This is a genomic window from Solimonas aquatica (assembly GCF_900111015.1).
Classification (GTDB): domain Bacteria; phylum Pseudomonadota; class Gammaproteobacteria; order Nevskiales; family Nevskiaceae; genus Solimonas; species Solimonas aquatica.
Window position 1 is genome coordinate 68,755 of record NZ_FOFS01000012.1, and the last position, 23,742, is coordinate 92,496.

Genomic DNA, 23,742 nt, shown 5'->3' on the forward strand with positions numbered 1-23,742 from the left:
GTCCCGGGTGTATCCCCTGGGGCTGCACCGACACAGTGCGGCGCCGGGGCTGTGGCGTCAGCGTCTCGGCCGCGCAAAACAAAAGGCCCGTCCAGTGGACGGGCCTTTGCGGTGCTGCTTCGAGCGTCTCAGGCGTTCTTGGCGACCTGACGCCAGCGGTGCAGCAGCGGCTCGGTATAGCCGCTGGGCTGTTCGCGGCCCTTGAACACCAGATCGCAGGCGGCCTTGAAAGCCACGCCGTCGTAGCCCGGCGCCAGGGGCTTGTAGAAGGGATCGCCCGCGTTCTGCTGGTCCACCACCACCGCCATGCGCTTGAGGGTATCCAGCACCTGCTCCTGCGTGACGATGCCGTGATGCAGCCAGTTGGCCATGTGCTGGCTGCTGATGCGCAGCGTGGCGCGGTCTTCCATCAGACCCACGTTGTGGATGTCCGGCACCTTGGAGCAGCCCACGCCCTGGTCGATCCAGCGCACCACATAACCGAGAATGCCCTGGGCGTTGTTGTCGAGTTCCTGGCGGATCTCTTCGGCGCTCCAGTTCTTGTCGGCGGACACCGGAATGGTCAGCAGGGCATCGAGCAGATCGTCCTGCTGGCCTTCCATGCCGCGCTGCACGGCCTGCACGTCCACCTCGTGGTAATGCAGGGCATGCAGGGTGGCAGCGGTGGGCGAGGGCACCCAGGCGGTGTTGGCGCCGGCCTTGGGATGCACGATCTTCTGCTTGAGCATCTCGGCCATCAGGTCCGGCATGGCCCACATGCCCTTGCCGATCTGCGCACGGCCGCGCAGGCCGCAGGCCAGACCGATCTGCACGTTGCGCTTCTCATAGGCCTGGATCCAGGACGAGGTCTTCATCTCGCCCTTGCGGATCATCGGGCCGGCTTCCATGGCGGTGTGCATCTCGTCGCCGGTGCGGTCCAAAAAGCCGGTGTTGATGAACACCACGCGGCTGGCGGCGGCGGCGATGCAGGCCTTGAGGTTCGCCGAGGTGCGGCGCTCCTCGTCCATGATGCCGACCTTGAGCGTGTCGGCCTTCAGGCCCAGCAGCTGTTCGACACGCGAGAAGATTTCGCAGGCGAAGGCCACTTCGGCCGGGCCGTGCATCTTCGGCTTGACGATGTACACCGAGCCGCTGCGGCTGTTGCCGCCTTCGCGCTTGAGGTCGTGAATCGCAATCAGGCTGGTGACCACGCCGTCGAGGATGCCTTCCGGAATCTCGCGGCCCTCGCCATCGATCACGGCGGGGTTGGTCATCAGATGGCCCACGTTGCGCACGAACAGCAGCGAGCGGCCGGGCAGGGTCAGCGAGCCGCTGGCGGTGGTGTACTCACGATCCGGATTCATGGCGCGGACGAAGGTCTTGCCGCCCTTGGCCACTTCCTCGGTGAGCGTGCCCTTCATCAGGCCCAGCCAGTTGCGGTAGATCACCACCTTGTCGGCGGCGTCCACCGCGGCCACGGAGTCCTCGCAGTCCATGATGGTGGTGAGGGCCGCTTCCATCAGCACGTCCTTCACGCCCGCCGCATCGGTCTTGCCGATGGCGCTGTTGCGGTCGATCTGGATTTCGAAGTGCAGGCCGTTGTGCTTGAGCAGCACGGCCTTGGGCGCGGACGCCTCACCCTGCCAGCCGAGCAGCTGCGCGGGCGTCTTCAGGCCGGTGTTGCCGGAGGCCAGGCTCACCTGCAGCTGGCCGCCGACGATGGCGTAGGCGCTGGCGTCCTTGTGCGAGCCCTGCGCCAGGGGCGCGGCGCGGTCCAGGAACTCGCGTGCGAAGGCGATCACGCGTGCACCGCGCACCGGGTTGTAGGCGCCGGCGCGGGTGGCGCCATTGTCCTCGCCGATCACATCGGTGCCGTACAGCGCGTCGTAGAGGCTGCCCCAGCGCGCGTTGGCGGCGTTGAGCGCGTAGCGCGCATTCATCACCGGCACCACCAGCTGCGGGCCGGCTTGCTCGGCAATCGCGGCGTCGACGTTCTGCGTGCTGATTTTGAAATCGGCCGGCAGCGGCTGCAGATAGCCGATCTGGGTGAGGAAGGCGCGATAGGCCGCCATGTCGCGGATCGGGCCGGGGTTGGCCTTGTGCCAGCCGTCGATCTCGGCCTGCAGGCGATCACGCTCGGCGAGCAGCGCGCGGTTCTTCGGCGCCAGCTCGTGTACCAGCGCATCGAAGCCCGCCCAGAACGCGGCCGGGTCTACACCCGTGCCCGGCAGGGCTTCTTCATTGATGAAACGGTACAGGCTGCTGGCCACTTGCAGACGGTGGCTGGTCACGCGGTCGCTCATACGCTTGGATTCGCTCTTGATCAGGGCTTGGGGGCGGCGCGCCCTGCGGCGCCGCCGGGGCGCGGATTATAAGCCCTGCGGCGCGCCGGCTCGGCGGTCGCGGCGACACAGACCCTGTGTCAGAACGGGACGGTTGGCTAGAAGGCGTAAGCCAGGCTGAAGCCCAGATTGTCCCGATCCTGCATCAGATTGCGCGGTCCGCCGCCGGTGTAGGCCTGGTATTGCAGATTGAAGCTCAGGTTCTGCGTCAGGCGGCTTTCGAGCATCGCGTAGGCGGTCTTGCGTCCCGCCAGGTAGTTCGGGGTATTGGCCGAGGAAATGCCCTGCACGTCGTGGAAGAACAGCAGCGCCGGCTGCAGGTTCAGGCCCCACGGCAGCTGGTCGTAGCTCAGGCGCAGCAGGGCGCGGTAGCCCCAGGCATAGCGCGAGGCAAAGCCCCGGGTCTGCTGCGTGGGATTGATGCGCAGGCTGTTGGTCTGGCCCGCCGGGTCGCCGCTGCCGTCGGCGCCGGGGCTGTGATGCGTGCGGTCGCCCGCGCCCTCCAGTTGCAGCCGGTCGAGGCTGGGGCGATCGAAGATCTGGCTGCCACTGAGTTCCAGCACCATCAGCAGCGAGTCGGCGCCGAAGGGATTCTCCCCCGAGCCCAGCTGGCGGATGCCGGTGAGCGCGGACTGGCCCACCTGGAAGCGTTCGTAGCCGCGCACCAGGGCGTTCGGCGCGATGGTCTGGCCGCGATAGCCGCTGATAAAGTCCGGCACCGAGGTGCGGTTACCGGGGATCGTGAAGGGCGCAGCATTGCCCAGGGCCTGCAGCGGAATCGGGATGTCCTGCGCCGGAAAGGCCGGCGACTCCGCGGCGAAGATCAGATCGGAGACGGCGATCTGCAACGGCATGTTCGGTCGATAGGCGTATTCGCCGGCAATCGACCAGTGCCAGAGCGTGGTGTTGAAACTGGCGCCGATCAGATCGATGTCTTCCGGGTAATCCAGGAACGGCCGCAGCGTGTCCACCGGCAAGGGCTCGCGGCCGATGGGATTGAGCGCGCTGTTGAAGCCCTGGCAGACCAGCAGCGCGCTGGTGAAGGAGCCGGGCTGGCCCTGGCGCGTGCAGGACTCGTCGGCCGCGTAGGCGGACAGATAGGGCACGCGGCTGTGGTAGTGCAGGTAGTACAGGCCCAGCTCGGTGCCGCCGTTGAGGCCTTCGGCCAGATATTTCAGCTGCAGGCCGAACTGGCCCTGATCGCGCGGCTCGCCGTAATGCTCGGGCAGCAGATAGGCGGTGCGCGTGGAGCTGCTGATCAGGGCATTGGGCAGCGGCGGTGTGTATTGCCGCTGCGGGTCCTGCACATACTGGCCCAGGCCCACGATCACGAACTTGCCGCCGCCCAGCACATTGCTGGTCGAGAAGAAGCTGCCGGCGGTGTCGGGCAGCAGGCGCACCGACTGCAGCTGGTAGAACAGTTCGGCGGAAGCGCCGTCGAACAGTTCGGCATTGAGCGTCAGCGCCGGCACCGGTCGCAGATACTCGTTGACCTGCGCGCCCGGCATGCGCACCACGTTGGCGTCGTAAGGGTTGATGGCGGCCAGGGTGTTGAACTGCGTCAGCGAGGCCTCGCCCCAGTTGATCAGCTGATTGCCCAGGGTGAAGCCATAGTGCTCATTGTTCCAGGCGATGAAGGCTTCGCGCCATTTGAAGCCATGCGCGAAGCGCCCGCTCAGGCCGGAAGGGCGCGGCGTGCGCGCCGGCTGATAGAGCGTGTTGCTGTGGGTCTCGGTGAAGCCGCTGTTGACCGGGTCGTAGTAGAAGATGCCGCGCAGCTTGGCCTGCCAGTCGCCGTAGCTGAGCGAGAACTTGGGCGTGAACTTGCTGGTGGCGGCGATCAGCTGATAGCGGTCGTAATTGAGATCGCCATTGTCGCCATTGATGCCGGCGTACAGACCGCGCGCGGCGATCAGCCGCTGCGTCGGCGCCATGTCGCCGCTCAGCGACATGCAGTCGTCCGCGGCGCACAAGGTCTGCTGGCCGGGAACGTCGGTCTTGCCCAGCAGATCGGCATTGCGCGCTTCGAGGCGCAGCGCGGCGCCGGCGGTGAGCAGACCGCTGAAGCTCAGCTCGGTTTCGCCGAACTGCCAGCTCAGCTCTTCAGCCTCGACGCTGGCGATGGACAGCAGGGCCACCAAAGCCGCCATCAGCCGCAGGCTGCGGCGCATGCTGCTCATGTTCTCCTCCCTTGAGCCCGCGCTCATGGGCGCATGGGCATTGCTCTGCATGTGCTTATAACGGCGGCAGGCTGTGCAATCCAGACCTTGCGGGACATACTCTTGGCGCATCGGGACATCGATCTTCTGACTACAGCCGCATGAGCAGCGAACCGAGCACCATCAACACCTGGGCCATCGCCCTGGTGCGCACGCTGGATGCGCGTGGCCTGGACGGGCGCGCGCTGATGCGCGACGCCGGCCTGGACCCGCAGTTGCTGGACGATCCCAATGGCCGCGCGCCGCTGTCGGGCATGTCGCGGCTGTGGCGGCTGGCGGTGCAGGCCAGCGGCGATCCCTGCCTGGGGCTGAAGGTTTCCGCCTTCGTGCAGCCGGCCACCTTCCACAGTCTGGGCCTGGCCCTGCTCGCCAGCCAGAATCTGGAAGACGCGCTGCAGCGCTGCGCGCGCTTCTCGCGCATCGTCAGCAATGTCGCCGATGTGCGCGTGGAAGATACCGGCAGCGGCATCAAGCAGGTGGTGCGCTGGCTGGCCGATACGCCGGTGGTGGAAGAAGCCATCGATCTGCTGATGGCCTCCACGGTGAAGATCGGCACCCTGCTGCTGGGTCTGGGGCCGGCGCAGCTGCCGTTTCTCAAGCTGCGCCTGCGCCGCGGCGCCACGCCCGAGATGCAGCGTGAATTCGCCGCGCATTTCGGTTGCGGGATCGAATTCGCCGCCGAGGAGAACGCGCTGCTGGTGCCTTACGAATGGGCGCGGCGCACGCTGCCCATGGCCAATCCGCAGCTGGCGCGGCAGAGCGATCAGATCATCATGGATTATCTGTCGCGCTTCGACGCTGCGCGCCTGTCCGAGAAAGTGCGCGCCGAGCTGATCGCGCGTCTGCCGGCGGGCGAGCCTTCGCGCGCGGAGGTCGCCAGCGCCCTGCACCTGTCCGAGAAAACCCTGCAGCGGCGGCTGCGCGAGGAAGACACCAGCTACCAGCAGCTGCTCGACGAGATCCGCCAGGATCTGGCCACCAAATTCCTCGACGAGAACCGTCTCTCGGTCTGCGAGATCACCTTCCGCCTGGGCTTTTCCGACCAGAGCAGCTTCACCCGCGCCTTCCGCCGCTGGACCGGCCGCTCGCCCGGCGAGTTCCGCGCCCGCTAGTCAGGAACTGTCCCGCGACGCCCGGGCTTTGACCGGCACGGACAAGACGCCGCGCGCCCTGGCGGCCTAAGTTCAATCCCGATTGGGGGAGAAGGGGAAGGGGAATGCTAGCCGACCGCCTGCGACGCGCTTGGATCCCCAGCGCCGTGGTTGCGGTCTCGCGCTGGCGCCAGCCGCAGCGGCTGCTTTGGGGAAAGCACAAGCCGCTGCGGCTGGAGTTGTTTTTTGCTTTTGATGATCCCTATGCCGCCATCGCCCTGCCGGGCCTGCTGCGGCTCATCGCGCAGCGTCCGGTGCAGCTGCAGCTCTATCCCTTGCTGACGCGCGGCATCGCGCAGGATCCCGCCGCGCAGGCCCGTGCCCAGCAGGCGCTGATCGACGCCAGCCGCCTGGCGCGCCGAGTGCAGCAGCCCTGGTATCGCCATGCCGCCCTGAGTGCGGAGGACTGCGCGTTTCTCGCGCACTGGTGCGAGGCTGCACGCGACCAGAGCGCGCAGCAGGCCGCGTTCGCGGCCGAGGCCCTGCAGCTGCTGTGGCAGTACAGCGAGGGGCCGCTGAATCGCCAGCCCTATGCCGAGCTGTACCGGCGTCTGCTGCACCGCGAGCCGCCGCAGGCGCAGGCCTGCATGGCGGCGCTGGCCGCCAATGCGCAGCGTCTGCTGAAAAAAGGTCACTGGGAGTCGCCGGCGCTGTGGCTGGCCGGTGAATGGTTCTTTGCGCACGAACGTCTGCCGCAGATCGCCGCGCGTCTCGACGAGCTGAACGCGCGCGTCGGCAGCTGAGACCAGGGCATGCCTGCATCGCAAGTCGAGTTCTTCTTTTCCTTCCGCAGCCCGTATTCCTATCTGGCCGCGCCGCGCGTGTTCGAGCTGCCGGAGCGCTATGACATCGAACTGGTCTGGCGCGGCGTGCGGCCGATGGCCATGCGCGGCCAGCCGCTGCCGCGCGCCAAGCAGCTCTACATCCTGCGCGATGCCGCGCGCGAGGCGCAGCGCCTGGGCCTGCCCTTCGGGCCGATCTTCGATCCCCTGGGCGAGGGCGTGTGGCGCTGCCTGTGCATCGCCGAGTACGCGCAGCGCCAGGGCCACCTCGCGGTGTTCGTGAAGCGCGCCGCGCGTGCGATCTGGGGCGAGGGCTGCGATGTGCGTCGTGACGACCGTCTGCGCGAAATCTGCGAAGCCGCCGGTCTGGTCTGGAGCGCCTGCCGTGAGGCGATCGGCAATGCCGGATACCGCCAGCGTGTGGAAGACAACACCGCGCGCCTGGCGCAGCTGGGGCACTGGGGCGTGCCGACCCTGCATTATCAGAACCAGCTGTACTGGGGGCAGGATCGCATCGAGGATCTGGAAGGCGCGCTGCGCGCCGCCGGCCGCCTGCGCCGGGGGAGAGTGGCCGCATGAGACGCGCAAGCCTGCTGCTGTTGCTGCCGCTGATCGTGGCCGGCGTGCTCTATGCGCTGTGCGCGCCGCTGCTGGAGGCCGTCACCCGCCAGCGCATCGACGCCAATCTGCAACGCGTCGATGCGCGCCTGCTCGATGACGGCCGGCTGCATGTGCTGCTCTGCGGCACGGCGGCGGCGCTGCCGGATCCGGATCGCGCCGGTCCCTGCACGGCGGTGCTCGCCGGCGGCCAGTTCATTCTCATCGACGCCGGTCCGGGTTCCTGGCGCGTGCTCGACGGCCTCAACCTGCCGCTGTCGCGACTCTCCTCGGTGCTGATCACGCATCTGCATTCGGATCACATCGGTGAGCTGGGCGAGGCCATCGAGCAGAGCTGGATCGCCGGCCGCAAGCAGCCGCTGGATGTCTACGGTCCGCCGGGCATCGAGGACGTGCTGCAGGGTTTTGCGCAGGTCTATGCGCATGATGTGGGCTATCGCGTCGCGCATCACGGCGAGACCTACATGCCCGGTGCGGCGGCGCCGGCCCGCGCCCACCCCCTGGCGCCGCCGCAGGGCACGCAGGCGCAGCGCGTGTTCAGCGCCGGCGATCTGGAGGTCAGCGTGTTCGCGGTGGATCATGCGCCGGTGGATCATGCCTATGGCTATCGCATCCGCTATCGTGGCCGCACGGTCGTGATCAGCGGCGACACCAGACCGGCCGAGTCCGTGCGCGTGAACGCCCGGAATGCCGATCTGCTGCTGCACGAGGCGCTGTCCACGCGCTTCACCGAACGCGCCGTGCAGCGCGCGGCGGCGCTCGGGCAGGCGCGCACCGCCAAGCTCGCGCACGATGTCGGCGACTACCACACCACGCCCCTGCAGGCCGCGCAGCTGGCGCAGGCGGCGGGCGTCAAAGAACTGGTGCTCACGCATATCTTTCCGCCGCTGCCCAATGCGCTGGCGCGGCATCTGTTCCTCGAAGGCACGCGCGAGGTCTACAGCGGCAAGCTGCTGCTGGGTGAGGACGGCATGCGCTTTGATCTGTCGCCGCAGGAGTAAACCGATGTCGGAAGACAAACCCGCGGCGCTCAATCGCCGCGATTTCAACAAGCGTCTGGCGCTCGGTGGTGCCGCGCTGGCCGGTGCCGCGCTCGCCGGCAGTCCGCTGCAGAACGCCGCCCCGGCCGCCTTGCCCGGCGGCGCGCAGCGCCGCCCGAACATTCTGCTGATCGTCACGGATCAGGAGCGCGGCTGGAACGATCTGCCGCAGGGCCTGGGCCTGAATGCGCATGAATGGCTGCTGGAGCGCGGCACCGGCTTCAACAATTTCCAGGTTCACACCACGCCCTGTTCGCCCTCGCGCTCCTCGATCTACACCGGCCTGCACACCCAGCACACCGGCGTGACTTCCAACATCGGCGCGCCGCCCTTTCCCAAGCTCAAGCCGGTGCCGACCATCGGCCAGATGCTGCGCGAGCAGGGCTACTACACCGCCTACAAGGGCAAGTGGCATCTGAGCGATGTGCCCACCGGCGTGAACGTGCGCTACGGTCCGTTCCAGAGCGCGCACGAGGCCCTGGAGCCTTTTGGCTTTTCCGACTACAGCCACAACGGCATCGCCGATGGCGCCAACTGGACCGGCTACAAGTTCGACGGCGAGATCGCCTCCGATGCCGCGCAGTGGCTCGGGCACAAGGGCACGCAGCTGGACCGGCCCTGGTTCCTGGCGGTGAACTTCGTCAACCCGCATGACATCGTGTTCTTCGATGACGACGATGGGCAGCAGGCCGATACGCGTCTGGATCGCTACTTCCTCGCGCCGCTGACGCCGCCGCCGCGCGGCGGTGTGTATGAAAAGCTCTGGGAGCTGCCGCTGCCGCGCAGCTTCTACACGGACGATCTGAAGACCAAGCCCTGGGCGCATCGCTCCTACGTGGATTTCTGCAACGATCTCTACGGCCATCTGGACCGCCGCGACGAGCGCCGCTGGCGGCATTACCAGAGCTACTACTACAACTGCATCCGCGACGTGGACGCACATGTGCTGACGCTGCTGCAGACGCTGCAGGCTCTGAAGCTGGATCAGAACACCGTGATCATCTACACCGCCGATCACGGCGAGATGCTGGGCGCCCATGGTCTGCGCCAGAAGGGCCCGACCATGTACAAGGAAAACGTGCGCGTGCCCTTCATCGTGCGGCATCCCGAATACGCCGGCGGCGTGATGAGCGATGCTCTGGGCGGCACCATCGATCTGGTGCCCACGCTGCTGTCGATTGCCGGCGTCTCGGACGCACAGCGCGCCGCGCGTTATCCGCAGCTCAAGGGCGTGGATCTCACGCCGGCGCTGGCTTCCGCGAGCGCACGCACCGCGCGTGATCGATCCGGCGTGCTCTACGACTACAACACCACGCTGTACATCGATCCCGAAGGCGCGCGCACCATCATGGCCAATCATGAGGACGCCAGCTGGTGGTCGCTGTTCAAGGCCAATCTGAAAGAGGGCCGCCTGCATCCGCGCCTGGATCAGCCGGCACTGTTTCGCGGTGTGCATGACGGGCGCTACAAGTTCGCGCGTTACTTCAAGCCGGCCGAGCATCACATTCCCAAGGACTGGCAGACCCTGCTGGCACACAACGAGCTGGAGCTGTACGACACGCAGAGCGATCCCGACGAGGTGGTGAACCTCGCCGCGCAGCCCGAGGCGCACAAGGACTTGCTGCTGCAGCTCAACGCCAAGACCAATGCCCTGATCGCGCAGGAGATCGGCGAAGACGACGGCCGCGAACATCCGGGGCCGGATTTCATGTATCGGCTCTGAACGCCTGAGATGAGAGCCGCCCAGCGCGAAATGGCTTTGGAACTGCGCGACACGCAGCGTTTGTCCGCCCATCTGTTCCCTCTCCCCTTGCGGGAGAGGGCCGGGGAGAGGGGGCGACTGCCGCCTGATCTGGCGACGCGCCCCCTCTCCCCCGACCCCTCTCCCGCGAGGGGAGAGGGGAGTCAAGTGCGCGCACCATGACCGCGCGCGTCAGGCTCGGGGCTCTGATCTCGCGCAGCCTGCGCGAGCCCTTGCTGCAGTTCCTGCTGGCTGGCGCGGCGCTGTTGCTCGCGCAGCACTTCATTGCGCCGGCCCTCTCCGGCACGCAAAGCCCGGCGACGCTGATCGAACTGCCGGCCGCGCAGCTCGACAGCCTGCGCGCGAGTTATCGCGAGGCTTATGGTCGCGAGCCGGATGTGCAGCAGCTGCGCGAGCTGGCGCAGCGCTGGGTAGACGATGAAATCCTCTATCGCGAAGCCCTGGCCCTGGGCCTGGATCGCGGCGATCCCATCGTGCGTCGCGAGCTGCAGCAGAAGATGCGCTTCCTGCTGGAAGACAGCACGCCCTTGCCCGAACCCAGCGAGGCCGAGCTGGCGCAGTATCTGCAGACGCATGCGCAGCGCTACGCGCAGCCGCCGCGCTACCGCTTCGAGCAGGTTTATGTGAGCCGCGAGCGCAGCGCGGAGGGTGATGTGGCGGCGCGCGCAGCACGGCTGCAGGCCCGATTGCAGACACGGCCCGAAAACCCGCGCGGGCTCGGTGATCCGCTGCCCTTCACCGCGCCGCAGAACGCGCAGACCGCCAGCGAAATCCGCCGCCAGTACGGCAGCGCGGTGGCGCAGGCGCTGGAGACGCTGCCGCCCGGACAATGGTCGGCCCCCGTGGCCTCAGGCCTGGGCCTGCATCTGCTGCGCCTGATCGCGCGCGAGCCGGGCCGCGACGCAACCCTGGATGAGGTGCGCGCACGCCTGCGGGTGGACTGCCGGCAGGCGCAGCGCGAGGCCGCCAATCGCAAGACGCTCGAAGCCCTGCGCCAGCGCTATCGCGTGCAGCTGGCGCCGATCTCGTGAACCGTCTGCTGCTCGCGCTGCTGTGCCTGCTGCTGCTGGGTCCGGCGCGGGCGCATGAGATGCGGCCGGTGTTTCTGGGCTTGAGCGAGTTGCCGGATGCCAGCATCGAGGCGCGCCTGAAGCTGCCGGTGTTCCGCAGCGGCGATGTCGCAGCGCTGCAGCTCAAGCTGCCGGCGGACTGCCGCCATCTCGGCGCGCCCGAGAACAGCCTGAGCGGCGAAAGCCTGCTGCAGCGCTCGCGTCTGCGCTGTGCCCAGGGCCTCGATGGCCTGAGCCTGGAACTGCAGGGCTTCAGCGCCCTGGTGCCGGATGGCCTGGTCACTGCTCGCTTTGCCGATGGCCGCGAGGCCAGCTACGCGGTGAGCCGCGAGTATCCGCGTGTGCATCTCGAAGCGCAGGGCGTGCAGCAGCCGGCGCGGGGTCTGCTGGCCTATGTGCCGATCGGCATCCGCCACATCCTGCTCGGCCCCGATCATCTGCTGTTCGTGCTCGGCCTGCTGCTGGTCTGGCGGCGCAGCGGCGCGCGCCGCCGGGTGCTGATCGCCACCGTCACGGCCTTTACGTTCGCCCACAGCCTCACCCTCTCGCTGGCGGTGCTGGGCGCTTACAGCCTGCCGCCGGCACCGGTGGAAGCCTTGATCGCGCTGTCCATTCTCCTGCTGGCGGTGGAGCTGGCGCGCGCCGCCGGCAAACCGCCCGACACCCTGAGCTTCCGCAAGCCCTGGCTGGTGGCTTTCAGCTTCGGCCTGCTGCATGGCTTCGGCTTTGCCGGCGCGCTGCGCGACACCGGTCTGCCCGAACAGGCGCAGGCCTGGGCGCTGCTGCTGTTCAATCTCGGGGTGGAGCTGGGCCAGCTCGCGTTCATCGCCAGTCTGGCTGTGCTCCACGCGCTGCTGCGTCGTGCCACGCCGCTGCGGATGCCGCAGCTGGCCGGCGCCTTGCACCTGCTGATGGGCAGTGTCGCGGCGGCCTGGTTCATCGAGCGCAGCGCGCAGGTCCTGGGAGTCTGGAACGCATGAAGATCATCCAGCGGGTTCTGATCGTGCTGGGCCTGCTGCTGCTGGTGAGCTGCGGCAGCAGCGAGCCGGTGGCGGGCGGCAGCAATATTCCGCGCCCGCCGGCGGGCGGTTGCAGCGATCGCGTCGCCGGCATCAAGAACGCCTACTTCGGCGATCTGCATGTGCACACGCGCGATTCCTTCGACGCTTACTTCTTCAATTCCATCAACGGCCCGCGCGAGGCCTATCGCTTCGCCAAGGGCGAGCCGGCGGGCCTGCCTTCCGGTGATGATGATCCCAATACCGCGCAGCGCAGCCTGCAGCTGGACCGGCCGCTGGACTTCACCGCCGTCACCGATCACGCCGAGTATCTGGGCGACTTCCGCAGCATCTGCCAGGTCGGCGGTACGCTGCCCACCGGCGTGAATCCCGCCTGCAATCTCATCGGCAACAACACGCGCAACAACATCAACGCCCTGGTCAATGGCGACACGCCGTTCGCCACCAAGCTGATTCTCGCCGGCCTCACCGATCTGCCGCTGACGCGCTTTGCCTGGCAGCAGCAGGTGACGATCACCGATGAGGAATACGAGCCCTGCCGCTTCACGACGCTGCATGGCTATGAGTACAGCTCGCAGAAGAAAGGCCAGATGCTGCACCGGAACGTGATTTTCCTGGGCGACAACATCCCGAGTGATGTGTTCGGTTCCGAGCAGGTCACCGATGTGCTGATCGAGAACAACACCAACGACGAATGGCGGCTGTTCGATCATCTGCAGCAGAACTGCGTGCTGAAGGACGGCTGTCAGGCCCTGACCATTCCGCACAGCGCCAATCTTTCCGACGGCCGCATGTTTCTGGCCGCGCAGTCCGATGGTCTGCCGGTGGGCCGCAACGGGGATCCGCTGACCCTGGCCGATGCGCAGCTGCGCGCGGAGATGGATCGCGCCGTGGAGATTCATCAGCACAAGGGCAATTCCGAATGCGCGGTGGGCCTGGAAGGGCCGTATCTGCAGGGCGAGGAAAGCGCCTGCGACTTCGAGCTCAACAAGAGCGTGTGCACCGGCCTGCCCAACGATCCGCCGGTCTGTGCGCAGTACTGCCGCGGCGACGCCTTGAACGATCCGCCCTTCTGCAATTACCGCCAGCAGCCCACCTTCTCGGTGAGTCTCTGCGAAACCGTGGGCGTCGATGGCGGCTCCGGTCCGACCGAAAACTGCACGACGCCGCTGGACATGGTGCGCAATGCCCTGGCCGAAGGCCTGCTGATCAAGCAGGCCTTGAATGGCGTGAACCCGTATCGCCAGGCCTTCATCGGCTCCACCGATACCCACAATGGCACGCCCGGCAATGTGCAGGAGAAAGGCTGGAGCGGCCACGGCGGCGTGCTCGACGATGAGCCCAAGGATCAGCTCGGTTACTGGGTCTGCGACAACAAGAACGGTGATCCGGCCGATCCCGCCAGCTGCACGAACCGGCGTTTCCTCGATCGCGGCCGCGCCTTCAATCCCGGCGGTCTGGCCGGCGTCTGGGCGGAGCAGAACACGCGCGAGGACATCTGGAACGGGCTGCAGCGCGGCGAGAGCTTTGCCACCTCCGGTCCGCGCATCCGCATCCGCAGCTACGCCAGCTGGCAGGCGCCGCCGGACGACATCTGCCAGCGCCTGGCCAGCGGCGAGGATCTGATTGCGCAAGGCCTGCCCGGCGCGCGCATGGGCGCCGATCTGCCGGCGCGGCCCGAGGGTGCCGGCGCGCCCTATGTGGTGGTGTGGGCGATGCAGGACCCGGGCGGCGACACGCCGGGCACGCCGCTGCAGCGCATCGATCTGATCAAGGGCTGGTACGACAGCGACGGCAGACCCAAGGTCCGCGAGTACGCGGGCGTGGTGAAAACCCGCGATACGGTGCGGCCGCCCTCGCAGACGGATTGCAGCGTGCAGGCCGGCAGCCATCCGGCGCAGCTGTGCACCGTCTGGCGCGATCCGGACTTCATCGCCGGCCGTGACAGTTTCTACTACGCACGCGCCCTGGAAGTGCCCAGCTGCCGCTGGAGCGAGCAGCTGTGCCTGAGCAGACAGGTGGACTGCAGCCTGCTGTCGGCGGCCAATGGCATGTTCCCCGAAAGCAGCGGTCTGCGCGGTTACGAGGGTTGTTGCAAGATCGAAGGCGCGCCGGGGAGCTTCCATGGCGCGCGCACCTTCCATACCATCGAGGAGCGCGCCTGGGCTTCGCCGATCTGGTACGAGCCCAGAGCACGCTGAGCATAAAAATATTCGGGAAGCGGTCAACACCAGGGAAAGATATTTCCATGATGGAGGAGTTCAAATGCTGGAGAAATCGGAGTTCTGGCTCGCCCTGATGGCGGGCATGGTGCTGTTCTATTGCTATGCGCTGCTGCTGCTCGTGCAGGGTCTGCTGGAGCACAGCGTGCTGATGATTTCCCTGATTCTCCTGGCCGTGCACGCGCTGGAGATTCCGCTGGCGTCGCGAGCGGTGAAGGCGCGTGGCATCGGTCTTGGTCGCCTGCTGCTGCCGACCCTGCTGTTCGGCATCGTCTGGTGGCTGCCGGCGAGTCGCGGCACGTTCAGCGAGGCGCACAGCGCATGAGGGATTTTCGCGGCAAGCTGGCCTTGATCACCGGCGCCAGCAGCGGCATCGGTGAAGCGCTCGCCCTGGCGCTGGCCGCCGAAGGCGCGCAGCTGATCCTGAGCGCGCGCGACGAGCCGCGTCTGGCGCAGGTGCGTGCGCGCTGCGAGGCCCTGCGCGCCAAGGTCGAGGTGTATCCCGCCGAAGTCAGCGACGAGGCGCAGATGCAGGCCATGGCCGATGCCATCCATGCGCGCCATCCGGCGCTGGACATCCTCATCAACAATGCCGGCGTGGTGATGGGCGGTCTGTGCTGGCAGGTGGAGCCGGCGGACTGGCGGCGTCTGCACGAGATCAATGTCATGGGCGTGGTGCATGCGATCCGCGCCTTCGTGCCGCGCATGGTCCTGCGCCGCAGCGGCCATGTGGTGAACATGGCTTCGGTGTCCGGCTATGTCGGCGCGCCGGGCATGGCCACCTACAGCGCCAGCAAGTTCGCGGTGATGGGCCTGAGCGAATCGCTGCGCCGCGAGCTGCGCCGTCATGGCGTGGGCGTGAGCACGATCTGTCCCGGTTTCGTGAAGACCCCGATCCAGAGCAAGGTGAAGCTGGTGGGGGATCTGGACACGCCGGCCGGCCGCGCCCGAGTGGATCGCGATTTCGCCCGCACCACACTCACCGCCGAGCAGGTGGCGCAGCGCACGCTCAAGGCCATCCGCCACAACGAGGCCGTGGCCAGCATCGGCCGCGAGGCCGTGATGGCCAACTTCGCCAAGCGCTGGATGCCGGGCCTGCTCGACAAGGTGCTGGGATGAGCGCGCCGGAAGTCACGCTCTATGCCTTGCCGCACTCCTACTACAGCGGCAAGACCCGCGCCTATCTGCGCTACAAGCGCATCCCGTATCGCGAGGTGGTGTCCACGCTGCGGGTGTTTCACAGCTTCATCATTCCGCGCACCGGCGTGAAGTTCATTCCGGTGATTCAGACCGACGATGAAGTGGTGATCCAGGACAGCACCGAGACCATCGACTTCCTGGAGCAGCGCTATCCGGATCATGGCGTGTATCCGGCCACGCCGCGCCAGCGGCTGGTGTCCATGCTGCTGGAGCTGTACGGCGATGAGTGGCTGATCATTCCCGGCATGCATTACCGCTGGAGCTTCTGGCACGAGCGCGAGCACATCAACGAGGTGCTGGAAAACTTCGGCCTGCTGCTCTCGCCCAGGGCGCCGCGCTTCATCCGCCGCCTCGCCGGCAAGCGCTTCTGCCAGCCCTTCAATGGCGCGCTGCCCATGCTCGGCGTCACGCCGCGCAGCATCCCGGCGGTGGAACAGGCTTATGAACGTCTGCTCGACCAGCTCAATGCACACTTCGCGCAGCACGATTACCTGCTCGGCGGCCGCGCCAGCATCGGCGACTTCGGCCTGATCGGTCCGCTCTACGCGCATCTGGGCCGCGATCTGTATCCGCTGGCGCTGATGAAGCGCCGCGCGCCCAAGGTTTACGAATGGGTGCAGCGCATGAACAGCGAGCAGCCGCGTTACGGCGCCTTCCTGCCGAACGATGAAATTCCCGAGACCCTGCTGCCGGTGCTGCGCGATGTGTTCAGCGCACAGTTCCCGGTGCTGCGCGATACCGTGGCCAGGCTGGACGCCTGGATCGCCGCCAATCCTGCGCGCCAGAAGCTGCCGCGCGTGATCGGCAAGCATCGCTTCGTGCTGGAAGGCGTGGAGGAGGAGCGCGGCATCTTTCCCTATGTGCAATGGATGCTGCAGCGCGTCCTGGACGACTATCGCAGCCTGGATGCAGGCGAGCGCGCCAGCGTCGATGCGCTGCTGGCGCGGGTCGGGGCGCCGGACGCCTTGCAGATCGGGATCCGGCACCGGGTGAAGCGCGAGCGCAACCGGCTCTGGGTCGAGACGTGAGTCAGGCGCCGTACACGCTTTATCTCTTCTGGATCTCCTACTTCAGCGGCAAGCTGCAGGCCTATCTGCGCTACAAGGAGATTCCCCACGTCTGCGTGGAGCCGCAGTGGCGCGGCGCGCTGCTGCACGAGATCCTGCCCAACACCGGTCTGATGAAGGTGCCGGTGCTGCGCACGCCGCGCGCGGAGTGGCTGGCCGACTCCACGCCCATCATCGAGCATCTGGAGCATGAGCATCCGGCTGGCGCGGTGCTGCCGGATGATCCCGTGCAGGCCTTCTTCTGCCGCCTGCTGGAAGACTATGCCGATGAATGGCTGTGGCGGCCGGCCCTGCATTACCGCTGGAGCCATGCCACGGACGCGCACGCCTACTCGCGGCGCTTCGCGGAGAGCTTTCTGTCCTCGCATCCTGCACCCAAGTGGCTGCTGGCGATGATGGTGCGCGAGCGCCAGCGCCGCATCTATGTGCGCGGCGATGGCGTCAGGGCGGACACGCGTGCGCATGTGGAGTCGGTGTACCTGAATACGCTGGATCGCCTGCAGGCCATCTTCGCGCAGCAGCCCTTCCTGCTCGGCGACCGGCCTTGCCTGGCGGACTTCGGTTTCTTCGCTTCCATGTTCCGACACTTCAGCCTGGACCCCACGCCCAGCCTGATCATGCAGCAGCGTGCGCCGGCGGTGTTCGCCTGGGTGGCACGGCTCTGGAACACGCGCTGCAGCGAAGTGTCCGCGCCGTGGCCGGCGCCGGGCACGCTGCCCGCGCTCTGGCAGCCGCTGCTGCGCGATGTGGGCGAGGCTTATCTGCCTTACCTGTTGGCCAATGCCCGCGCCTGGCGCGAAGGCCGCCGGCATTTCGATTTCGAGGTGCAGGGCGCGTGTTATCGCAAGCTGCCGGTGGTGCAGTACCGCGTCTGGTGTCGTGAACAGCTGCAGGCACATCACCAGGCCCTGGCGCCGGCGGCGCGCGCGGCGGTGGATGTGCAGCTGCAGGCCTGCGGCGCGCTGCAGTTCCTGCTCGCGGATGGCCGCATCGAGTCCGGCTTGTATCGCGATTGCCAGCCGCCCTTCTGCCGGACCCTGCAAGTGGGGCGTCTGGAAACGCTGCGGCGCTTCTTCACCGGTACCCACTGGCAGTTTCCCAAGCTGAGCGCGCGCCGCGCGCGCTGATCCGGAGTCCTCTCGCATGCCCCGCTTATCCATCCTGCTGCTGCTGAGCCTGCTCGCGGCCTGTGAGCGCGCGCCGTCCAAGGCTGCAAGTGCCGTGGCCGCGCCCGAGGCCCTGCGCGCCCATAGCGAGGAATTCAAGCCGCAGCTGATCGAGGCCGCGCCCGGCGTGTATCAGGCCATCGGCTACGGCATCGCCAACTCGATCATGATCGAAGGCGAGGACGGCCTGATCATCGTCGATACCATGGAATCGGCGCAGGCCGCGCAGAAGGTGCTGGCGCTGTTCCGCCAGCGCAGCGACAAGCCGATCAAGGCCGTGGTCTACACGCACTCGCATCCCGACCACATCGGCGGTGCTGCGGTGTTCGCGCCGCCCGGCAGCGGCATCCCGGTCTACGCGCAGCAGGACGTGGCGCGCAATATGGACAAGACCGCGGCGGAACTGCGCGCCGCCATCACGCGCCGCTCGCTGCGCATGTACGGCAGCTATCTGCCGGAAGGCGAGCGCCTGAATCTGGGCATCGGCGGCTTTCTGGACCTGCATGCCGACTCGCAGCTGGCGACGCTGCGGCCGACGCGCACCTTCGATGCGCAGCTGGAAGACACCGTGGCCGGGGTGCATTTCCAGCTGGTGCATGCGCCGGGCGAAACCGCCGATCAGCTCTACCTGTGGCTGCCCGAGCGCGGCGTGCTGCTGTGCGGCGACAACTTCTACCGCAGCTTCCCCAATCTCTACACGATCCGGGGCACCAGCTATCGCGATCCCAGGCTCTGGGCCGAGTCCCTGGATCGCATGCGTGCGCTCAAGGCGCGCTATCTGGTGCCCAGCCACACGCGGCCGCTCAGCGGCGAGGCGGCGATTGCGCAGGCCCTGACCGACTATCGCGACGCCATCCGTTATGTCTACGACCAGAGCATCCGCCTGATCAATCGCGGCCTCACGCCCGATGAGATCGCCGCGCAGCTCACGCTGCCCGCGCAGCTGGCGGCCTCGCCTTATCTGCAGCCCTTCTACGGCAAGCCCTCGTGGAGCGCGAAGAGCATCTTCACCGGCAATCTCGGCTGGTTCAGTGGCGACGCCGCCGCGCTGCAGCCGCTGCCGCCACAGGCGGAAGCGCAGCACATGCTCAAGCTCGCCGGCGGCGCGGCCGCCATGGATGTGCAGATCCAGGACGCGCTCGCCGCACAGGACTGGCAATGGGTGCTGCAGCTGTCCGGCTATGTGCTGCGCGTGAATGCCGGCAATGAATCCGCGCGCAAGGCCCGCATCGCCGCGCTGCGTGCGCTCGGCGCCGCCGAGGCCAATGCCCCGGCCCGCGACTGGTACTTCAGCGCCGCACGCGAGCTCGCCGGCGAGATCAAGCTGCCGAGCCGCGAGGCCAGTCCCACGCCGCAGATGCTGGCGGCGATGCCGCTGTCGATCTTCTTCGACGGCATGGCGGTGAACCTGCACGCCGAGGACTGCCTGGATCGCGTGATCCGCGTGGCCTTCGAGTTTGAAGGCAGCGATGCGCGTTACACCTACATCGTGCGTCGTGGCGTTTCCGAAGTGCTGCCGGGCATCGCGCCGGACGCCGAGCTGCAGGTGCGCGTCAGCGAACAGGCGTTCAAGGAAACCCTGGCGGGTCTGCGCAATCCGGCGCTGGCGGTGGCCAGGGACTTCTCCGTGGTGAAGGGCAACAAGCTGGAGTTCGTGCGCTTCATGCAGCTGTTCACGCCGGAGTAGGCGGCCGACCGGCGGAGTTGCAAGGACAGCCTAACAAGTGATAGGTAAGCCTTGTTGCCATTTTGCCGGAGAGCGGTTTGTGAACACCTTTGTCCAGGCCCGCCAGTTTCTGCTCGATCATCGCGAGGACTATCAGGCTGCCTATGCCGGGTTTCGCTGGCCGCGGCTGCAGCAGTTCAACTGGGCGCTGGATTACTTCGATGTGCTGGCCCAGGACAATGCCGCGCCGGCGCTGTGGATCGTGGACGAAGACGGCAGCGAGCACCGCCATACCTACGCCGAGCTGTCGCGGCTTTCCAGTCAGGCGGCCAACTGGCTGCGCGCGCAGGGCGTGCGCCGCGGCGACCGCGTGCTGCTGATGCTGGGCAACGAGCCGGCGCTGTGGCAGGCGATGCTGGGCCTGATGAAGCTGGGCGCGGTGGTGATTCCGGCCACCACGCTGCTGACACCGGAAGATCTGCAAGACCGCTTCGAGCGCGCCCGGGTCGGCCATGTGATCGTCGGCGCGGCGCAGATTGCGAAGTTCGAGGCCTTCCCGGGGCCGTATACGCGCATCGTGGTCGGCGAGGCGCCCGCGCCCTGGCGCAGCTTCGCCCAGGCACAGAACGCCAGCGCGCAGTTCACGGCCGATGCGCCCACGCAGGCCAGCGATCCGCTGCTGCTCTACTTCACCTCGGGCACCACCTCCAAGCCCAAGCTGGTGCTGCACAGCCACCAGAGCTATCCGGTGGGGCATCTGTCCACCATGTACTGGCTGGGCCTGAAGCCTGGCGACATTCATCTCAACATCTCGTCGCCGGGCTGGGCCAAGCACGCCTGGAGCTGCTTCTTCGCGCCCTGGAACGCCGGCGCCTGTGTGTTCATCTTCAACTACCAGCGCTTCCACGCTCCGCAGCTGCTGGAGACGCTGGTGCGTTACGGCGTCAGCTCGCTGTGCGCGCCGCCCACGGTCTGGCGCATGCTGGTGCAGGAGGATCTGCAGGCCTATGCCGTGCGCCTGCGCGAGCTGATCGGCGCCGGCGAGCCGCTCAATCCGGAAATCATCGATCGCGTGCGCCAGGCCTGGGGCATCACCATCCGCGACGGTTTCGGCCAGACCGAGACCACCGCGCAGATCGGCAATTCACCGGCGCAGCGCGTGAAGTCCGGCGCCATGGGCCGGCCGCTGCCTGGTTTCGAGATCGCCCTGCTGGACGCCGACGGCAATCCGCGCGAGGAAGGCGAGATCGCCATCCGCCTCAAGGACAGACCCTTGGGGCTGACCATCGGCTACGACGGCGATGCCGCGCGCAGCGCCGCCGCACTGGGCGGCGCGTACTACCGCACCGGCGACATCGCCATGCGGGACGGCGAGGGTTACTACACCTATGTGGGCCGTGCCGACGATGTCTTCAAATCCTCGGACTACCGCATCAGCCCCTTCGAGGTGGAGAGCGTGCTGATCGAGCATCCGGCCGTGGCCGAGGCGGCCGTGGTGCCCAGCCCCGATGACCTGCGCCTCTCGGTGCCCAAGGCCTTCGTGATGCTGCGGCATGGGCACGTGGCTTCGCCGGAGCTGGCCGCCGACATCCTGGCCTTCACCGCCGCACGGCTGGCGCCGTACAAGCGCATCCGCCGCCTGGAATTCGCGGAGCTGCCGAAAACCATTTCCGGCAAGATCCGCCGCGTGGAACTGCGCGTGCAGGAGATGCAGCGCCAGGACGAGCGACGTCGCGCGCAGGAATTCTGGGAACAGGATTTTGCCGGACGCGTGTCATAGCCGGCGCTGTCCGTCGCCTGCGCTCGCGCAGCGGCACTGCGGCACAGTTGCGCCACGCCGCGCAGTGCGAGGATCGGCCTCGCCATCACCCAGCCAAGGAGTGCTGACTCGCCATGCTCACCGCCACGCAAAAAAAGACCGCGCAGGCCATCGTCAACATTTTTGAGACCGGCGTCGCGCTGGGCGAGTACGGTGATGTCACGCTCATTGCCGGCGACACCGGTCATCTCACCTTCGGCCGCTCGCAGACCACGCTGGGCTCGGGCAATCTCGCCATGCTGCTGGCGCGCTACTGCGCCAATGCCGGCGCGCGCTTTTCCGCGCAGCTCAAACCTTATCTGCCGCGTTTCGAGGCCTGTGATCTGAGCCTGGATCACGAGCCGCATCTGCACAACATCCTGCGCGCCAGCGCCGACGATCCGGTGATGCGCGAGACCCAGGATGTGTTCTTCGACGAGGTCTACTGGGCGGCGGCCGAGCGCGCCGCCAAGTCGCTGGGCATCGTCACGCCGCTGGGCATGGCGGTGGTGTACGACAGCATGGTGCATGGCGCCTTCAAGCTGATCCGCGACCGCACCAATGCCAAGTGCGGCAGCCCGGGCAGCGCCGGTGAGCAGGCCTGGATCAGCGAATACGTGGCGCAGCGCGACGCCTGGCTGCGCAACAATCCGCGCGCCGATCTGCGCGGCACCGTGTATCGCATGGAAGCGATGCGGCGCCTGATCGAGCTCAAGGAGTGGGGCCTGGATCTGCCGCTGGTGGTGCGCGGCGTGGAAGTGTCCGCCGCCGCGCTCAGCGCCACACCGCCGCACTGCTACGACGGCCCCGCGCCCGGCAGCCGCGCGCTGGGTCTGCAGAGTCCGCTGGCGCGCGGCCTGGACGTGCGCCTGCTGCAGCTTGGCCTTTCCGCGCAGGGCGCCGAGATCAAGGCCGATGGGGTGTTCGGCAAGAGCAGCGGCGAACACATCAAGACGTATCAAAAGAAGAAAGGCCTGCCGCCGACCGGCATTGCCGATGCGGCGCTGGTGCTGGAGATCGTCGGCTGATGGCCTGCGCGCTGGTGCACCTGGACGTGCAAGCTGCACTGGCATTCCCTGGTAGGCGCCCGCATAGTGTGACGGGATCCGTAGCGGAGCGGTGTCGATGTCCGAGTTGATTCTCCACACCTTCGACTGGGTGCCGGAAATGCCGCGCGGCTATGTGCGCGACCTGCGTGTGCGCTGGGCGCTGGAGGAGGCGGGCCTGAGCTATCGCGTGCAGGGCGAGTCCATGCGTCAGCGCGAGGCTGCGCATTACCTGCATCAGCCTTTCGGGCAGGTACCCTGGCTTACCGATGGCGAGCGGTCGATCTTCGAAAGCGGTGCCATCCTCCTGCATCTGGCGCAGCGCAGTGCAGCGCTGATGCCGGCGGAGGCCCAAGGCCGCGCCGAGGTCACGCAATGGGTGTTCGCCGCGCTCAACTCCGTGGAGATGGCCAGCCTGCCCTGGTCCATCTTCGTGTTCTCCGGCTTTTCCCGCGATACGGACGAGTGGCGGGCCCTGGACGGTTTCCTGCAGTCACGGCTGTTTTTTCTGGAGCAGGTGCTGGCCGGGCGGCAATGGCTGGCAGGCAGCTTTTCAGTGGCCGACATCCTGATGGCCGATGTGCTGCGCCTGCCGCAGCGCTTCGAGCGCCTCGGCGAGTTCCCCGCCTGCCGCGACTACCTCAGCCGCGCCACCGCGCGCCCGGCTTTCATCAAGGCGCATGCCGATCAGCTGGCGCATTTTGCGAAGGCGGATTGAGCGGCGCGAGGCTTACTGCAGTTCCTGCGCCGCATAGTTCTCGCCGATCGACATCGCGCAGATGCGCGACAGATGCGTGTAAGGCAGGCCGGTTTCATCGGCCCAGTGATTGAACTGCGCCTGCACCCGCGCCAGATCGCCTTTCGACTTCACCTCCGGCGCGATATCCAGACCGGCATCGCGCAGACAGGCAACCACGTCGCCCGACAGCACGAAGCCATCCCAGCCCAGAAAGCGCAGCAGCATCTGGCCGGTGTTGCCGCCCAGGCGGCTGCCGCGTCGCGCCAGCGTGGCCAGCAGACCGATCTGATCGGAAGCCGGCCAGCTCGCGAGAAAACGGCCGAAGCTGTCGTGCTCCTGGGCGATGGCGCAGACGAAGCGCGCGTTGTCGCGCACCGCGAGGATCTTGGCGCTGTTGCGCACGATGCGCGTATCAGCCTTGAGCTTGGTCCAGAAGGCGTCCGGCCGGGTCGCCAGCTTGTCCGGATCGAAGCCGAGAAAAGCCTGCTCGAAACCCGGCCATTTCGCATCGATCACCCGCCACGCGAAGCCGGCGCAGAACACCCGCTTGCTCATTTGCGCCAGCACCGCCGCGTCGGAAAGCTGCGCCAGGGCCTTGCGCTTGGCCACCACCGGCAACAGCTTCTTGAGCGCCTTGGCGCCGCCCTTGCGTGCTTCGGCGCGCGCGCGGATCGGGGCAAATGGAATGCTGCGCGTGCTGCTCATGCTTGCTGGCTCCCCGATGCGCATAAAGCCGCGCCGCAGCATGTCAGGCGGCCGGATTTCCCTTGAGTGGTGGGCCCTCTGGGACTTGAACCCAGAACCAACGGATTATGAGTCCGCTGCTCTAACCGATTGAGCTAAAGGCCCGGTCTGC

Annotated in this window: 19 protein-coding genes and 1 tRNA gene; 16 read left to right on the top strand and 4 right to left on the bottom strand. The window is 67.2% G+C overall.

What is annotated here, in order from left to right; genetic code table 11:
- Positions 1–128: 128 nt before the first annotated feature.
- Together BMY12_RS15095 and BMY12_RS15100 are read right to left on the bottom strand one after the other, a co-directional pair.
- A complete protein-coding gene (locus BMY12_RS15095; RefSeq protein ID WP_093288020.1) occupies positions 129–2,282 on the bottom strand; it encodes a malate synthase G in 2,154 nt (717 codons plus the stop codon).
- 137 nt (positions 2,283–2,419) lie between these two features.
- Positions 2,420–4,501, bottom strand: a complete 2,082-nt coding sequence (locus BMY12_RS15100) for a DUF1302 domain-containing protein (RefSeq protein ID WP_177189021.1) — start codon at positions 4,499–4,501, stop codon at positions 2,420–2,422.
- A 140-nt stretch (positions 4,502–4,641) separates the two neighbouring features.
- Between BMY12_RS15100 and BMY12_RS15105 the strand changes: the two genes are divergently transcribed.
- From BMY12_RS15105 to BMY12_RS15180, 16 genes are all read left to right on the top strand, one after another.
- Positions 4,642–5,652 carry an AraC family transcriptional regulator gene (locus BMY12_RS15105; protein WP_093288026.1) on the top strand — a complete coding sequence of 337 codons (1,011 nt, stop codon included), beginning with the start codon at positions 4,642–4,644 and terminating at the stop codon, positions 5,650–5,652.
- Positions 5,653–5,756: 104 nt separating this feature from the next.
- Positions 5,757–6,434, top strand: a complete 678-nt coding sequence (locus tag BMY12_RS15110) for a hypothetical protein (protein WP_143068971.1) — start codon at positions 5,757–5,759, stop codon at positions 6,432–6,434.
- A 9-nt stretch (positions 6,435–6,443) separates the two neighbouring features.
- Positions 6,444–7,052, top strand: a complete 609-nt coding sequence (locus BMY12_RS15115; RefSeq protein WP_093288033.1) for a 2-hydroxychromene-2-carboxylate isomerase — start codon at positions 6,444–6,446, stop codon at positions 7,050–7,052.
- Positions 7,049–8,092, top strand: a complete 1,044-nt coding sequence (locus BMY12_RS15120; RefSeq protein WP_093288036.1) for an MBL fold metallo-hydrolase — start codon at positions 7,049–7,051, stop codon at positions 8,090–8,092. The genes BMY12_RS15115 and BMY12_RS15120 overlap by 4 nt, the downstream gene beginning before the upstream one ends.
- Before the next feature lie 4 nt (positions 8,093–8,096).
- Complete coding sequence (locus BMY12_RS15125; protein WP_093288038.1) at positions 8,097–9,854, top strand: sulfatase family protein; 1,758 nt, start codon at positions 8,097–8,099, stop codon at positions 9,852–9,854.
- A 197-nt stretch (positions 9,855–10,051) separates the two neighbouring features.
- The gene (locus BMY12_RS15130; RefSeq protein ID WP_093288041.1) at positions 10,052–10,924 is read left to right on the top strand and encodes a peptidyl-prolyl cis-trans isomerase; all 873 of its coding nucleotides are present in this window, start codon (positions 10,052–10,054) and stop codon (positions 10,922–10,924) included.
- Positions 10,921–11,943 carry a HupE/UreJ family protein gene (locus tag BMY12_RS15135; RefSeq protein WP_093288043.1) on the top strand — a complete coding sequence of 341 codons (1,023 nt, stop codon included), beginning with the start codon at positions 10,921–10,923 and terminating at the stop codon, positions 11,941–11,943. Before BMY12_RS15130 ends, BMY12_RS15135 begins: the two co-directional genes overlap by 4 nt.
- Positions 11,940–14,183 (top strand): DUF3604 domain-containing protein, encoded by a 2,244-nt coding sequence (locus tag BMY12_RS15140; RefSeq protein WP_093288046.1) that lies wholly within the window; start codon positions 11,940–11,942, stop codon positions 14,181–14,183. The genes BMY12_RS15135 and BMY12_RS15140 overlap by 4 nt, the downstream gene beginning before the upstream one ends.
- Before the next feature lie 64 nt (positions 14,184–14,247).
- Positions 14,248–14,529, top strand: a complete 282-nt coding sequence (locus tag BMY12_RS15145; RefSeq protein ID WP_093288049.1) for a hypothetical protein — start codon at positions 14,248–14,250, stop codon at positions 14,527–14,529.
- On the top strand, positions 14,526–15,323 hold the full coding sequence (locus BMY12_RS15150) for an SDR family NAD(P)-dependent oxidoreductase (RefSeq protein WP_093288051.1): 798 nt from the start codon (positions 14,526–14,528) through the stop codon (positions 15,321–15,323). The genes BMY12_RS15145 and BMY12_RS15150 overlap by 4 nt, the downstream gene beginning before the upstream one ends.
- Positions 15,320–16,432, top strand: coding sequence for a glutathione S-transferase family protein (locus BMY12_RS15155; protein WP_093288053.1), 1,113 nt, complete (start codon positions 15,320–15,322; stop codon positions 16,430–16,432). The genes BMY12_RS15150 and BMY12_RS15155 overlap by 4 nt, the downstream gene beginning before the upstream one ends.
- Positions 16,429–17,598: a glutathione S-transferase family protein gene (locus tag BMY12_RS15160; protein ID WP_177189022.1), complete on the top strand. Its 1,170-nt coding sequence runs from the start codon at positions 16,429–16,431 to the stop codon at positions 17,596–17,598. Before BMY12_RS15155 ends, BMY12_RS15160 begins: the two co-directional genes overlap by 4 nt.
- 16 nt (positions 17,599–17,614) lie before the next feature.
- Positions 17,615–19,324 (top strand): alkyl sulfatase dimerization domain-containing protein, encoded by a 1,710-nt coding sequence (locus tag BMY12_RS15165; RefSeq protein WP_093288055.1) that lies wholly within the window; start codon positions 17,615–17,617, stop codon positions 19,322–19,324.
- A 79-nt stretch (positions 19,325–19,403) separates the two neighbouring features.
- Positions 19,404–21,083, top strand: a complete 1,680-nt coding sequence (locus tag BMY12_RS15170) for an AMP-binding protein (RefSeq protein ID WP_093288057.1) — start codon at positions 19,404–19,406, stop codon at positions 21,081–21,083.
- Positions 21,084–21,196: 113 nt separating this feature from the next.
- Complete coding sequence (locus BMY12_RS15175; RefSeq protein ID WP_093288060.1) at positions 21,197–22,129, top strand: peptidoglycan-binding protein; 933 nt, start codon at positions 21,197–21,199, stop codon at positions 22,127–22,129.
- Between the two features lie 97 nt (positions 22,130–22,226).
- Positions 22,227–22,865, top strand: a complete 639-nt coding sequence (locus BMY12_RS15180; RefSeq protein WP_093288062.1) for a glutathione S-transferase family protein — start codon at positions 22,227–22,229, stop codon at positions 22,863–22,865.
- Between the two features lie 12 nt (positions 22,866–22,877).
- Here the strand turns inward: BMY12_RS15180 and BMY12_RS15185 are convergent, their stop codons facing one another.
- Together BMY12_RS15185 and BMY12_RS15190 are read right to left on the bottom strand one after the other, a co-directional pair.
- Positions 22,878–23,591 carry a DNA-3-methyladenine glycosylase I gene (locus BMY12_RS15185; RefSeq protein WP_177189023.1) on the bottom strand — a complete coding sequence of 238 codons (714 nt, stop codon included), beginning with the start codon at positions 23,589–23,591 and terminating at the stop codon, positions 22,878–22,880.
- 67 nt (positions 23,592–23,658) lie between these two features.
- Positions 23,659–23,735 (bottom strand) — tRNA-Ile (locus BMY12_RS15190).
- Positions 23,736–23,742: the final 7 nt, after the last annotated feature.

Bases quoted from the DNA above. Each gene is read 5' to 3' on its own strand.
- BMY12_RS15095 (WP_093288020.1), bottom strand. From the start codon at position 2,282: ATGAGCGACCGCGTGACCAGCCACCGTCTGCAAGTGGCCAGCAGCCTG.
- BMY12_RS15100 (WP_177189021.1), bottom strand. From the start codon at position 4,501: ATGAGCAGCATGCGCCGCAGCCTGCGGCTGATGGCGGCTTTGGTGGCC.
- BMY12_RS15105 (WP_093288026.1), top strand. From the start codon at position 4,642: ATGAGCAGCGAACCGAGCACCATCAACACCTGGGCCATCGCCCTGGTG.
- BMY12_RS15110 (WP_143068971.1), top strand. From the start codon at position 5,757: ATGCTAGCCGACCGCCTGCGACGCGCTTGGATCCCCAGCGCCGTGGTT.
- BMY12_RS15115 (WP_093288033.1), top strand. From the start codon at position 6,444: ATGCCTGCATCGCAAGTCGAGTTCTTCTTTTCCTTCCGCAGCCCGTAT.
- BMY12_RS15120 (WP_093288036.1), top strand. From the start codon at position 7,049: ATGAGACGCGCAAGCCTGCTGCTGTTGCTGCCGCTGATCGTGGCCGGC.
- BMY12_RS15125 (WP_093288038.1), top strand. From the start codon at position 8,097: ATGTCGGAAGACAAACCCGCGGCGCTCAATCGCCGCGATTTCAACAAG.
- BMY12_RS15130 (WP_093288041.1), top strand. From the start codon at position 10,052: ATGACCGCGCGCGTCAGGCTCGGGGCTCTGATCTCGCGCAGCCTGCGC.
- BMY12_RS15140 (WP_093288046.1), top strand. From the start codon at position 11,940: ATGAAGATCATCCAGCGGGTTCTGATCGTGCTGGGCCTGCTGCTGCTG.
- BMY12_RS15145 (WP_093288049.1), top strand. From the start codon at position 14,248: ATGCTGGAGAAATCGGAGTTCTGGCTCGCCCTGATGGCGGGCATGGTG.
- BMY12_RS15150 (WP_093288051.1), top strand. From the start codon at position 14,526: ATGAGGGATTTTCGCGGCAAGCTGGCCTTGATCACCGGCGCCAGCAGC.
- BMY12_RS15155 (WP_093288053.1), top strand. From the start codon at position 15,320: ATGAGCGCGCCGGAAGTCACGCTCTATGCCTTGCCGCACTCCTACTAC.
- BMY12_RS15165 (WP_093288055.1), top strand. From the start codon at position 17,615: ATGCCCCGCTTATCCATCCTGCTGCTGCTGAGCCTGCTCGCGGCCTGT.
- BMY12_RS15175 (WP_093288060.1), top strand. From the start codon at position 21,197: ATGCTCACCGCCACGCAAAAAAAGACCGCGCAGGCCATCGTCAACATT.
- BMY12_RS15180 (WP_093288062.1), top strand. From the start codon at position 22,227: ATGTCCGAGTTGATTCTCCACACCTTCGACTGGGTGCCGGAAATGCCG.
- BMY12_RS15185 (WP_177189023.1), bottom strand. From the start codon at position 23,591: ATGAGCAGCACGCGCAGCATTCCATTTGCCCCGATCCGCGCGCGCGCC.